Genomic DNA, 11,982 nt, shown 5'->3' with positions numbered 1-11,982 from the left:
ATTAGCTTAAGACTTTAGCTGAGTCATCGCAAGCATTTGTTTATTGTCAATGACCGTCACTTTATTTCTAGTATTCTCTATCCCTGAAACTCTATGACGCTCATATATATTTTGTGCCGTCATCGCCATGGCAGCAGCCACACGCTCAGCCTCAATAGGCCGTGCACGCATGGTTTTAGGAACCAAAGGTGAAATCAGCTTATAAGCGCTCTGTGCGGTATTTTCTAATAGCCGACCTTTGTGCTTACCCAGTAATAACGACGGCTGGAAGATAACGAGTTCGTTAAAGCCAATCTCCGCCAAAGACTTCTCAAGATTGCCTTTAACTCGATTATAAAAGAAGCGACTTTTAGTATCTGCACCCAAGGCTGACAAGATAAAAAATCTTTGAACCCCTTTTTGATAGCAAGCTTTAGCGAAATTTAGATTGTAGTCATAATCAATCTGTTTAAAGGCTTCATCGCTTCCTGCTTGCTTTTTTGTGGTACCCAAACAACTAAAAGCATCTGTATCCGGGCCAATCGATATATTGGCCAGAGTTTCTTCTAGGTTGTTGAAATCTCCTAGTTGATAAAACTGCATCTGAGCTGACATGTGCTTTGGGGGTTTTCTTGCGATAATAATCAGACTGTCATACATAATGTTAAGTTGGCTAATTAGTTTTTTACCCACTAGCCCTGTTGCGCCTATTACAATGGCTTTACGTTTCATAACCTATTTACCTGTTTGATAACACTTTTTATCGTGTGCAGCCTCAGCTGAGGGTCACCTTGCTATAAAAATCAAAGCTATAAAAATCAAAGGTGGATTAAAGTTGTTAATCATGAAAGCAATATCTTCTATTTATTGTTATTTGAGACTTCTATTGGAATAACAATCTTATATTAAAGATAAAATATTAAAGATGTTGTCAGCAGGTTACTGTAAACATTTTTTGGGCGAGTCTCAATCAGTTCTTGAGAATTGAAATCATTTGATACAAAGCTTGTTAAAAAAAGCATTAACTGTTATAATCCGGCGCTTTATAGCATTAGTAAATTTATTGTTAGCTTATAAACAGCAACACCAATTTATTTCGATGTAGATACAATCTAATAATTACCTCGTATCTGCTATAAATCTCCTTGCTGTTGACATGGGGTCAATGGCTACTAATCCGTAAGGAGTCCTAAATGAGACATTACGAAGTGGTGCTTATCGTACACCCTGACCAAAGCGACCAAGTAGTCGGTATGGTTGAGCGATATATCAAATTGGTTCAAGACAACAATGGTATGGTTCACCGTCTTGAAGACTGGGGCCGTCGTCAATTGGCTTACCCAATTAACAAAATCCATAAAGCACACTATGTTTTATTCAACATTGAGTGTAATGGCGAAACTCTAGCAGAGCTTGAAGAGCTGTTCCGTTATAACGACGCTATCATCCGTAGCCTAGTTGTTCGTCGTGACGACGCTATTACTGAGCCTTCACAATTAGCGAAAAGCGCTGATGAGAAGCGTGCACGTAAAGCTCCACGTAGCGAAAACTTTGACAACGATCAGGATGATGAGTCTAACGACGATTCTGACGAATAATTTAAGCTCATTTAAGGAGAGTATCCATGGCACGTTTTTATCGCCGTCGCAAATTTTGCCGTTTTACCGCTGAAGGTATCACTCACATCGACTATAAAGATGTAGAGCTACTAAAACAATACATCAGTGACAATGGTAAAATTGTTCCTAGCCGTATCACTGGTACGTCTAACAAATATCAGCGTCAATTAGCAACTGCTATCAAACAAGCTCGTTACTTAGCATTGCTTCCATACACTGACAACCATCAGTAAGCCAACTTAGGAGTGACTCATGCAAGTTATTTTATTACAGCGTATCGTCAACCTTGGTAAACTTGGCGAAACTGTCGATGTAAAATCAGGTTACGGTCGTAACTACTTAATCCCTCAAGGTAAAGCTTTACCAGCTACTCCAGCTAACGTTGAGAAATTTGAAGCTCGTCGTGCTGAACTTGAAGCTATCGAAGCTGAAGAATTAGCCGCTGCACAGAAACGTGCTGACGCGTTAACTGATGTTAACGTTATCATGCGCGCTAAATCTGGTGAAGATGGTAAGCTATTCGGTTCTATCGGTACTCGCGATATCGCTGATGCTTTAACCAAGTCTGGCCTTGAAGTGGACCGCGCTGAAGTTAAGCTACCTGAAGGTACTTTACGTCAAGTGGGTGAATACAACGTTGACATCCAACTTCACCACGACATCTTTGCTAGCATCCTAGTTACTATTCTTTCTGAAGATGGTGATGTAGAATCTGCAAAACAACAACAAGAAGCTGAAGAAGACGCAGAATAATAACTGCCCTACTACAGTTTAGTTGTTAAAGAAAAAGTCAGCTTCGGCTGACTTTTTTAATGCTAAAATTATTAATTAGTTAAATTTATCAATATGTTATCTTATGTAAGATTTGCCAAGATAATCTTGTACTAATTCAAATTTAACTATATAATGTTTCGTTCCATTGGGGATGTTCTGGCTTCGACGCTGGTGATGAAACTCAATGATGCATGTCGAGAGTATATGTCCTCTCGTAAATCAAACATATATTGTTATAGTCGCAAACGACGAAACTTACGCTCTAGCAGCTTAAACCCTGCTTACTCCTCTGCCCTTTACCCATAGTGGGTTAGATGAGTTGAAGCGCACGCATATGGGTTCGCTTAAGTGTCTGCCTTAGTCACTTAGGTTCAAACTTAAAGGATCGCCCTATCCAACCTGACTGTCGGTTCGGTGCGGGCTAAAACTAAAGACAGACCCTAAACATGTAGATTCATGAGCGTAGTGCTGGCGGACGCGGGTTCAACTCCCGCCATCTCCACCAAATATTAGTAATAAAATCAAGCCCCTCACCAGAGGGGCTTTTTTTATGACAAGATTTTGACGTGATTCTACTTCAAAGCATGTCATCCTAATTATCTTTAGCAGCATATCTTAGATTGCCAACAATGCGCCTCGCCCATCCCTTACCAAACACTGACCAGGTTCTTAACTGTGTATAAAACATCAATCGCTCTGCGTTAAATAGTAAAACCACGTCATTAACATCCATCGATTTTACTGCTGACAGCGTGCGTGGCCCGATAATGCCGTCGTCAACCGCCCCAACAGCACGTTGTAAAAACTTAACCGCATTACGGTTCCCATGGTTGTATGCTGCATCCACTAACTGCCAAGCCACAGCCGGTGGTAAATCATCACCTCTAACCGCTAACCAGTATGATGTCGTTGCTATCTCCCTGGCTTTACTTTTTGGCAATTGACGCATAGGTCCATAATATCCGTGTGCCTGTGCAACTCGTTTAGTGACGCCCCACATCGTCTCACCGCCTGGGTCGTTCGGATGGTTCACATAGCCGCCCTCGTGCTGCATTAATCTGTCAAAAAACTCATTAAATTTGCTCATTTTTAAATCCTTTATACGTAAAAAAGCCCGCTAGTTGCGCGGGCGTAATCGTTTAGTTTTGCATCGTCGGTATCTGCTAATTAACCAACACCAAGTTATAACCATAAACACCCTTTGCAGCTCAATCGGCGAGCTGTACGTTACTGGCATTTCTAAAAATATCAGTGCTGCGGTTGCCCATGATAAAGTACCTAGGATGACAGGCAATGCATCACAAGCTACTGTGCGCATGTCGCGGCGAGCAATATGCAGATGTTTGATCAAGATGCGAAACCCATAAGCTGCTGCCAAAATGCACACGACAGCGCTTAAGTTGAAATTAAGACTTGTCATCTAGCGCTCCTTTGTTGTCATCATCTACTACAACTTTGAACTTAAATGGGTTTATAGTATTAAACAGCTCGGCCTGATTGCGAGGCAGTGATGCAACAGCTAACAATGCTTGCAAAATTGGTGCTGACAATAAAGCGGCTACAAACGCATAAGCCGACATTACAGGCGGCTGCGGCTCTACGCTGCTTGCTAGCACCAGGCACAGTGATAAAGCGCCAAACAGCCCTAAGAACGGTTTAGCAATCATCAAAAAGCGAAAGTGCTCGTCAATCGCTTTAATCTTAAAAAATAGCGACCCTGCACCACCGGCCGCGGCAAAAATCCAAATCGAAATCCACGATTTGAGGAATGGCACTCCTACACCGTAATTGTTTAGAGTTACAGTGTCTGGAGGTTTTCCCGAGCTTGCTACCGCCGCTGTCATTAGTAGCAGCAATGCAGCTAACAGCCACAGCATTTGTTTTTTGATGCAAATGCCGCAGCTTAAAATCTTTTTGAGCATATCGCCCCCTTTTAGATATAAAAAAACCACCTGAAGGTGGTTATTGTGTTTTCTTATTTAGAAGCAGCCTTTCAAAACGGTCTGCTTCTATTCTGTCTTTAATATCATCTTGAGATATTTTGTAAAGTGCGTCAGAGGTGTGTGTTTTATCATTGAAATTCTCCCTGTAATCGCTTCTAGCAGTACAGCCAGAGGATAAGAGAAAGAAAATTACAACTAGATTCTTCATTTTAAAACCCCTTTAAGTCGATTATTAAGAATTGAAGTGATGACCTTGAGGTATACCTAAAACCTATAAATGAGGGTATATAAGACTCCCTAGACTTTATGTACTTTGTCACTATATATTGACCTTCCCTACTAAAACTTGCAGACCACACATCAAAGTGGTCGTATTTATCCCCTTCCCTAACCATCAGAAAGGGATTTCCTAGTGGGACTATGGCTACCTTTCTGTCACCTACAAAGTGTCTTGATATGACAGAGTTGGTATTTATCCTAACATCATCTACCTCAACAACCTCTAAAATGTCTAAGCTCAACATCCCACTAGAAAACGTCAGCTCTTTGTTTTCATTGAACACTTGAAGCCCAAAGTTCTCACCAACTGGCGGAGTGGTTGTATATCCAAAAAAATGTACCCTACCACTACCCTTATACATTTGTATTTTATCTGGGTTAATATCTGCAAACACCGTATCATCAGACCACCCACCTATGCGTAGTTTAAGTGGAAAAGGGTAGAAGGTTTCGCCATCTCTTGGTTCGACAGCTATAAAGTCTCCAGAGAACTCTCCTTCACCCTTCAACTCAGTTGCGTTTTGCCAAGTTATATCGTAAGCCTTGTCAGATAATTGAACATCCCCACGCTCACTAAGAACCTGAAAACCATGATAGTCAGCCATCAGTATACCCCTAATAACAGAGTCATATTTGAATGGTCGTTAAAGTAGCTAGTGCCTATCCAAGGGGCTGTTTGCTCAAACTTACCGCCTTCAACCATGTCGAGCCTGATAGTGTCTCCACCGAGATGCTCAATGCTAGCTACCTTACCCCCAAAAAATGCAGGGGACACAATAAACATAGGGGTTAACCCTGAATCTTTGTTGAAAAGTGGGTGGCTTATAGTTAGGGAAGTATCTTTTTTAAACACTACCTTCTTTATAACTTGGAAGGTTCTAGTGCTTGAGTTAAACACCTCTTTGCCATTTTCATCAAAAACTTGCAACCCTTGCGGCATTACCAAACCCCCATGCGAACACGTAATCTGTTATTACTGTCGTAAACCTCTAGCACACTATCTTTAATCTCAAGCCTAGCCCCAGATGGTGCTGACTTAAAGTGACCGATGTTTGCTGTTAAAGCCGATAATGACTCAGCGTGTATCTTATCTGCTGTAATTGAGCCTTTTGCAAAGATATTGCCGTCAAGATACAGCCCATTCGGGACGACAACCCCATTAATAGTGGTTGAACTTGGATAATAGACTAAGGGTCTAACTTTGGACTTGTTATCCGGGGAAGCGATCCAAAACTCGTCAACTCTAATTGCAAAGCTGCCTTTTTTGCCGTCGTTATAATTACCAACCCCTGTAACATAACCGTTAACGTCAAGCGTTAAAGTGTGCTCAGCCGATAGACCATTGATAGACTTACTGTGTTGCTGAATGCTCGCTGTATTGCCGCTAACCGTGGTTTGCAGGGTATCAGTCTTACTGGCTAACGCCTCGGTTGATGTTGCAAGGGTTTTCAGACTTTGAGTGTATGTCGCATTGCTGTCTGCGACATCAGACTGCAATACAGTGATACGCTCATTTGTTGCATAGTTATCACGAGCAACAGTTTTCCAGTATGTCCACTGGGCAGACCTACTCTTATCAGCATGTCGGTTTTTATCGGCGTGACGCGGACGATAGTCAGCAATAACACCTTCCAGTTTTTCGCCTTGCACGCCGAACTCGTTGCTCGTATCTTCCTGAAACTGTATAAAGTCAGCTTGATTAGCTTTTTTATCAATCTTAGACTCTGCGTCAATGATTGCCTGTATTCTGTCTCTAGTTTCCTGCGATACTTTATCGTCAACAATGTCAATCTTGTCTATTTTTTCGCCTAGCTCTTGATGTAGATGCGACTGCTCAATATCACCGGCAATTAAATCTAGCACTTGGCTTGAGTCATTAAGCACTTGGCCTTTGACCCAGTTACTCCAGTCACCCTTAAAACCTAGTTTGTCGACAATACGGCCACGGTAATACTGCACCAGTCCGTTTTGTAAGCCGTTAAGCTTGGCGTTGTTGGTTGGATAGCTGTACTGTCCAAGTAGAGCCACATTAGTATCTGGGGCAGATGCAACTTGTATTTCAGTGTAAGCAGCGTCACCTGAGCCTTTTGCAAATGACCAATTAAGCTCCATGCCAAATAAAGTGCCGGTGGCTTTTAATGACAACAAACTTGGCGGCTTGCCAGCCTTGCCTTCAACTTTTGTTAGAGTAGATGTGATAGGCTTTGAGACAGCATCAAACGCACTGACAGCACGCACGCGGGCAATATAATTGCCACTGTACACACCATCAACCTCCACTGAAATATTACCTGTGCGTGGTACGCTTATCCAATCGCCATCATCTTTTCGCCACTCGACGTCATACGCAACAGCATCTTTTACTTGCTCCCAAGTTATTACAAGCGTAGTGATAGTTTGCGCTTGCTCAATGCGATGACGAGTAGATAGAGCTATTGACTGTGGCGCATCAATGATCATTGACACAAGCGGTGGCAGCGGCGGCTTATTCTCAATAATAGTGCCATTGTCAATCTGCTGCTGCAGGGTTGCATCGTATTGCAGTGCTGTGTAGCTATACTGTGTGCCGTCCTCGTTTGCACGTACTGACAGTACGATAAACGACATAGTTGGCAGTTCATCGCTACTTACTGCCCACACGTTCTCGCGTGATACCGCATCAAATGGCTTGCTGACAGTGATTTCTCGGCCATTGATCGACAGAGTTTCACGAGTTTGTGCTTTGCCAGATTCTAAGTTAACAACCAACTTGTCGCCTGGTGATACAGGCACATTGTCTCTGTCAACAGTAATGACTGTACGATCTTTATTAACACTAGATATACGCCCACCAGTATTGTGACCAGTGAACATAATATCCGGGATATCAATACGGTCACCCACACTTGGTAATGCACCATCTAAACCCATGGTAAATGATACGGTTTGCGTTCTATTCTGTTCAGTTAATAAAGCAGCTAAGCCAAAGCGATAAGCTTCACCCTCGCTAGTACAAGCGATAGCTGATAAATCAAGTATGTTGATGCCAATCTCGGCGATAGCCCGCTCGTTACGTACAAAGACATAATCTACTTCGTAGTTATTATCTGGGTTCGAGTAGCCAACTTTTGCGATAGTGTGACGTTCGTTCGCAGCTGTACCGGTCTTAACAAACTCGCCATTTATAACGTTGGCACGGGTAATCACATAATCACAGTCTTTATAGGTATCTGCGTCTAATATGATTTGTGACCCATTCCAAAATGCCATGCCACGGAAGATGCCAGCAATATGTTGCAGTACGTCAAAAGCTGTTTCAGCCGTCTGTAGATATAAGTTGCAGGTATAGCGAGGCTCTAACCCACCTTTACCGTCATCGACCATGACATCACAGATTTTTGCGATATGCTCAATGGCCCACTTGTTGATCATGTACGGCTTTAATTTGTTGCCTAGGCCATATCTATCATTTGTGATTAGGTCATAGTAAATCCAAGCTGGATTTGTTGTAAAAGCTTCTTTGAATTCGCCAGTCCAAATACCAGTGCTCTTTCGGGTCTCTGCATCATAATTAACAGGCACCTTGACATAACGACCATATGTCTCAAACGATACTTTTGGAGTGTTGCCAAATGCACGTGAGTCCCATGTTAGCTTGATAACAGCGGAGTGTGGATAGCATAATTTAGCGTCAATAATCTCAGCAATGCTATCAATGTGCATCTGATTAAATAGACGCTCGTTATCACCATCCTCTGTGATTTTACGGACACGGACCTGCCAGTTATTATTAGCATCCGGCAGCGGGATATTGTGAGTACGTTGATAGCGGCCAGATGTCTTTGCAGTAAGTGATTTGCTGACCATAGTCACCCAAGCGCCACCATCTGTACGTACGTCGATAGCGTAATCTACTGTGGTACCGTTTACATCGCCATTGTCTTCCATTTTTGACAGACGTGGCCACGACACATTGACGTTGATACTAGATAACTCGATATCAGTTATTAGGCGAGTCCATGGTACACTACTGCGCAACTCTGTGTTGATCACTCTCTCAGTACTGGCACTAGGCACACCAGGTATATGAGTCTGATCAACAGTACCGTGTCGAATTTCCCATTCTACGTTTTCAAAGTTACGATGGCCGTTCTCATCTTCAAGTGGTGTGTCTTCGAAGTAAATGCTTTTTGAGCCGTTAACTAAGCCACGTATTTCACCCTCGCCCAGCAAATAAAGGGCTGTAATCTTAGTAATAGACGCAACAGTATCGTCAGATATACGCGGCGTATGTGGCTTTTTTTGTCCAGCCTTGGAGCCATAGATTAATTGCATTATGTGTCCTCGCTTACACTCATACCGCCTAGTAGATGCGCGCCAATGCGGCCACGGCCATACTGTAATGGTACGCAGTTACCGGATTTAACACTTGTGACCGCCCCGCCATAGCCGTAATTTGGCTTATTCTCGCTAGGGTCTCGCGGGTCGATTTTTGGTGTAGGCATTAATAGCGTTGTTGCACCCCCCAACAATAGCCCTGCACCTGCTCCCATCAATGCACTTGAAAAAGGGGCACCAAATGGCGTAAAACTTAGCCCAATAAGAGCTACGCCTGCCACCACTTGCAAAATCCCCAATGAGTCACCACCTGAGCCGATAATCTTGGGGACGATGCGAATGATAGATGCCCCTGTTTGCTGCTCAATCTCTTCAGGTCCGATATTGTTGTCATCGTTATACACAGCAAAAAAAAGACCGCTATCATGAGCGGTCTTCATAAACTTTCTAAAGCCTGGTATTTGATAACTTAAGGCTTCGCATGCTTCGCGCGGGGTTGCTACGTCTAGTTCAAAGTATTTGCCAAATTTGTCAGCCAATACTCCGTGTAGCTCAATCTTTTTCAGCATTCTCATCACCAAATAAAGTTTTATGTCTAATGATTAAGGCTGTACGACCTTGCCAGGCATTACCATAAATCTCACGTTTTGAGCGTCTGCCATACGGATGATGCAAAATGATATGATCACCAATGCAAGGTTCGGTATCTTCTGATTTTAGACTGCCGTCATCACCCAAGTATATTAAAGCGTGGTTTACTTGCTTAGTGGGTTGCACAGCACATAAAATAATATCGTGACGTTGTAATTCATCAACCTCGATGAAACCTTGTGATTTATAGTTATCAAGATACAGACTGGACTCTGCCGTTTCCCACCAGCGGTCAACGCGCTCAAAATCATCAAGCGTAATATCAAGCTCACGCTCATAGTAGTCTTTGATGATAGTAAAGCAATCTAATTCGCCATGAACATACTGACGATTGATAAGTGGCTGTTTGACACCCTCGTAATAGATACCAAATTCAATTTCAGGATATCCGACAATAACCCACGGTACGCCATGCTTATCAATGTTTTGATTATCAACTAAAGAAGGCTGACAAGTGCCGTCTGGATGACTGTGTACAATCGCTTGCACTTTACCAAGCTCTTCTGCTTTTACCAAGTCACGCGGGTCAATCACAAAATCCTCTGAACGACTGGCAATATTATTGCATGGTACATACTGACGATTAATGATGAGGCCGCAACATTCGCGTGGGTAGCATTGCTTTGCATGCTCAATGATTGCGTCTTTTGCTTTTTTAGTCAGTTTCATGATTCACCTTAGCTGATACGAGACGATGCGAACCCGCCATGTCTTAGTGGCTGGTTTTCGCCAAATCGGAGCTTACAGTCTTTAATAAGGCCACCGCACTTATCAAGCGCGGGGTTGTCTGTAGGCTTGCCGTCTTCAGTAAACATAGCCGCACCCGTATAGCCGCACGACTCACCTCGGTATTTACCTTTGACGCACCAATCACAGTATTTTGTGATAGTGCGAGCCGGTATTTTTTGATTTTGCGCAGTAAGCGGTGTGCTCAACTCAAAGACAACTTCGCTTGATTTCTCGCTAAGCGATTCGCGCAACTTCTTATTGATTTCCCAGTTCTGAAAACTAAACTGAGTAGGGTCAGCTGAAGGGTTGCCGTCCGCAAAATTAGCAGAATCAAGATATTTAGCGAGCACACGGATTACCTTAAGCTTGGCTCCAACAAAGTCGTTAAAGTAAGCGCATAGTATGCCTATTGCCCCAGCTTGGCCGTCAATCATGTTAGCAACTGCTAAAGACGGTGATGACGGCCTACTATCCCCACGCACCTCAAGCCCATCTGCACTTATAGGCATTGGAGTGAACGTCTTGCCCTGCCAGATTATATTTCTTTTATGCACTTCGTCTTTGGCGATTGGCTTTGTGTATTTGGTTTTGTCCGCATACTGCTTTTTGCTTGCATGCTCAAAAATATACACCCAGTCTTGATGACTTATGTGACCATGCCAACGGTAAATGTCACCACCCAATTGAGTTGCATCTAACTCATAAAGCGTAACGAGACCCGAAACTGAGAGTTTTTGGAGGTCATTAGATAGCTGGCTCATCTAGCACCTCGTCTTGTGGTAAGTCATTGAAGCGGAACTCAACACAAACCCCGTCTGGGATATCCATCGGATTATCAAAATCATGCACGATTGACACTGTCTCAAAATCAAACTTCTTCTTGTATGTTCTCAAGATAACAACACCATCTTTTTCTTCAATATCAACCATGCAAAGCACGTTTCCGTGAACATCACGAGGTGGTGACATAAACCAACCATCATTCTTACGCAGTCCAGTAGTACCATGTATCTCGTAGTGACCCACACTCTTCTTTTCAACTGTAATATCTAGCTGTTCTGCTTCATGTATCTTAGTGATGCTATCGTTATACACATGCAAGACGGGGCTTGATACTTTTAAAAAGCCTGTTGCGGAGTCTTTTGTTGTGTTGCCCGAGTGGTAGATAAGCCTCCAATCTCGATATGCAGCGTCTCTAAACCTCCGACCTCTAAAATAAATATTGTCGTCAAAGTAGGAGTAGAAATACTGACTATCTGTCGGGCCTGCGGAACTGTAATATCCTGCAAAAGTGTTTAAAACGCCAAGATAACTCGATGTTATTTGCGGTGGAAGCCCTGTTGTGTTGGCATTTGTGTAAATAAAACCCTTTTTTAAGTTTGCGGCATCAACTCCCTCTGGTGCACTCTCGATGGTACGCCCAAACGCTACTGCTTGTATGTCCTCAGCTAACGGAATTTGACCATCACTTGTACCAACATTCACCTTAGAAGCTGTACCTAGATGACTGTTTAGAGGTACTTGACCTGATGCTGATCCCACAAGCTTACTAGCTGCATTACTCTGATCAGCAAAGTTATCGCGCACAATCTTCATGTTAGTCCATTCGTCATTGCCGGTTTTTTGCTCGGGAATGCCGTTGCCTGGGTCTGGTAATTTTATCGCCATTTTATTTGCTCCAAAAAAAGCCC

The 11,982-nt window shown here is 43.0% G+C and carries 13 protein-coding genes and 1 other RNA gene; 4 read left to right on the top strand and 10 right to left on the bottom strand.

Annotated elements, in window-relative coordinates:
- Positions 1-6: 6 nt before the first annotated feature.
- A complete protein-coding gene (locus B3S92_RS01150) occupies positions 7-711 on the bottom strand; it encodes an NAD(P)H-binding protein (protein WP_296201986.1) in 705 nt (234 codons plus the stop codon).
- Positions 712-1,172: 461 nt separating this feature from the next.
- Between B3S92_RS01150 and rpsF the strand changes: the two genes are divergently transcribed.
- The 4 genes from rpsF to ssrA all read left to right on the top strand — a co-directional run bounded on the left by rpsF (position 1,173) and on the right by ssrA (position 2,877).
- Complete coding sequence (gene rpsF / locus B3S92_RS01145) at positions 1,173-1,577, top strand: 30S ribosomal protein S6 (protein ID WP_077451993.1); 405 nt, start codon at positions 1,173-1,175, stop codon at positions 1,575-1,577.
- Between the two features lie 26 nt (positions 1,578-1,603).
- The gene (rpsR, locus tag B3S92_RS01140; RefSeq protein ID WP_007395263.1) at positions 1,604-1,831 is read left to right on the top strand and encodes a 30S ribosomal protein S18; all 228 of its coding nucleotides are present in this window, start codon (positions 1,604-1,606) and stop codon (positions 1,829-1,831) included.
- Positions 1,832-1,850: 19 nt separating this feature from the next.
- Complete coding sequence (rplI, locus tag B3S92_RS01135) at positions 1,851-2,351, top strand: 50S ribosomal protein L9 (protein ID WP_296201983.1); 501 nt, start codon at positions 1,851-1,853, stop codon at positions 2,349-2,351.
- A 168-nt stretch (positions 2,352-2,519) separates the two neighbouring features.
- Positions 2,520-2,877: a transfer-messenger RNA gene (ssrA, locus tag B3S92_RS01130) on the top strand.
- 87 nt (positions 2,878-2,964) lie between these two features.
- On the opposite strand, the gene B3S92_RS01125 is transcribed toward ssrA, so the two are convergent.
- The 9 genes from B3S92_RS01125 to B3S92_RS01085 all read right to left on the bottom strand — a co-directional run bounded on the left by B3S92_RS01125 (position 2,965) and on the right by B3S92_RS01085 (position 11,959).
- Positions 2,965-3,459 carry a glycoside hydrolase family 108 protein gene (locus B3S92_RS01125; RefSeq protein ID WP_296201982.1) on the bottom strand — a complete coding sequence of 165 codons (495 nt, stop codon included), beginning with the start codon at positions 3,457-3,459 and terminating at the stop codon, positions 2,965-2,967.
- A 319-nt stretch (positions 3,460-3,778) separates the two neighbouring features.
- Entirely contained in the window at positions 3,779-4,294 is a 516-nt protein-coding gene (locus tag B3S92_RS01120; RefSeq protein ID WP_296201980.1) for a hypothetical protein, read from the bottom strand.
- Positions 4,295-4,524: 230 nt separating this feature from the next.
- Positions 4,525-5,199 (bottom strand): hypothetical protein, encoded by a 675-nt coding sequence (locus B3S92_RS01115; RefSeq protein WP_296201979.1) that lies wholly within the window; start codon positions 5,197-5,199, stop codon positions 4,525-4,527.
- Positions 5,199-5,534, bottom strand: a complete 336-nt coding sequence (locus tag B3S92_RS01110) for a hypothetical protein (RefSeq protein WP_296201977.1) — start codon at positions 5,532-5,534, stop codon at positions 5,199-5,201. The genes B3S92_RS01115 and B3S92_RS01110 overlap by 1 nt, the downstream gene beginning before the upstream one ends.
- Positions 5,534-8,908: a host specificity protein J gene (locus B3S92_RS01105; protein WP_296201976.1), complete on the bottom strand. Its 3,375-nt coding sequence runs from the start codon at positions 8,906-8,908 to the stop codon at positions 5,534-5,536. The genes B3S92_RS01110 and B3S92_RS01105 overlap by 1 nt, the downstream gene beginning before the upstream one ends.
- On the bottom strand, positions 8,908-9,480 hold the full coding sequence (locus tag B3S92_RS01100) for a tail assembly protein (RefSeq protein ID WP_296201975.1): 573 nt from the start codon (positions 9,478-9,480) through the stop codon (positions 8,908-8,910). Before B3S92_RS01100 ends, B3S92_RS01105 begins: the two co-directional genes overlap by 1 nt.
- The gene (locus B3S92_RS01095) at positions 9,464-10,231 is read right to left on the bottom strand and encodes a C40 family peptidase (protein WP_296201973.1); all 768 of its coding nucleotides are present in this window, start codon (positions 10,229-10,231) and stop codon (positions 9,464-9,466) included. Before B3S92_RS01095 ends, B3S92_RS01100 begins: the two co-directional genes overlap by 17 nt.
- Positions 10,232-10,239: 8 nt before the next feature.
- A complete protein-coding gene (locus B3S92_RS01090; RefSeq protein WP_296201972.1) occupies positions 10,240-11,052 on the bottom strand; it encodes a phage minor tail protein L in 813 nt (270 codons plus the stop codon).
- Positions 11,036-11,959, bottom strand: a complete 924-nt coding sequence (locus B3S92_RS01085) for a hypothetical protein (RefSeq protein ID WP_296201971.1) — start codon at positions 11,957-11,959, stop codon at positions 11,036-11,038. The genes B3S92_RS01090 and B3S92_RS01085 overlap by 17 nt, the downstream gene beginning before the upstream one ends.
- Positions 11,960-11,982 lie beyond the last annotated feature (23 nt).

This window comes from Psychrobacter sp. UBA3962 (genome assembly GCF_002385225.1).
Lineage (GTDB): Bacteria > Pseudomonadota > Gammaproteobacteria > Pseudomonadales > Moraxellaceae > Psychrobacter.
Note: the sequence above shows the minus strand (reverse complement) of the source record. Positions and strands in the feature narration are given on the sequence as shown.

Coding starts and splice junctions, on each gene's coding strand:
- B3S92_RS01110 (WP_296201977.1), bottom strand. CDS start 5,534: ATGCCGCAAGGGTTGCAAGTTTTTGATGAAAATGGCAAAGAGGTGTTT.
- B3S92_RS01120 (WP_296201980.1), bottom strand. CDS start 4,294: ATGCTCAAAAAGATTTTAAGCTGCGGCATTTGCATCAAAAAACAAATG.
- B3S92_RS01115 (WP_296201979.1), bottom strand. CDS start 5,199: ATGGCTGACTATCATGGTTTTCAGGTTCTTAGTGAGCGTGGGGATGTT.
- B3S92_RS01100 (WP_296201975.1), bottom strand. CDS start 9,480: ATGCTGAAAAAGATTGAGCTACACGGAGTATTGGCTGACAAATTTGGC.
- B3S92_RS01095 (WP_296201973.1), bottom strand. CDS start 10,231: ATGAAACTGACTAAAAAAGCAAAAGACGCAATCATTGAGCATGCAAAG.
- B3S92_RS01085 (WP_296201971.1), bottom strand. CDS start 11,959: ATGGCGATAAAATTACCAGACCCAGGCAACGGCATTCCCGAGCAAAAA.
- rpsF (WP_077451993.1), top strand. CDS start 1,173: ATGAGACATTACGAAGTGGTGCTTATCGTACACCCTGACCAAAGCGAC.
- rpsR (WP_007395263.1), top strand. CDS start 1,604: ATGGCACGTTTTTATCGCCGTCGCAAATTTTGCCGTTTTACCGCTGAA.
- rplI (WP_296201983.1), top strand. CDS start 1,851: ATGCAAGTTATTTTATTACAGCGTATCGTCAACCTTGGTAAACTTGGC.
- B3S92_RS01090 (WP_296201972.1), bottom strand. CDS start 11,052: ATGAGCCAGCTATCTAATGACCTCCAAAAACTCTCAGTTTCGGGTCTC.
- B3S92_RS01125 (WP_296201982.1), bottom strand. CDS start 3,459: ATGAGCAAATTTAATGAGTTTTTTGACAGATTAATGCAGCACGAGGGC.
- B3S92_RS01105 (WP_296201976.1), bottom strand. CDS start 8,908: ATGCAATTAATCTATGGCTCCAAGGCTGGACAAAAAAAGCCACATACG.
- B3S92_RS01150 (WP_296201986.1), bottom strand. CDS start 711: ATGAAACGTAAAGCCATTGTAATAGGCGCAACAGGGCTAGTGGGTAAA.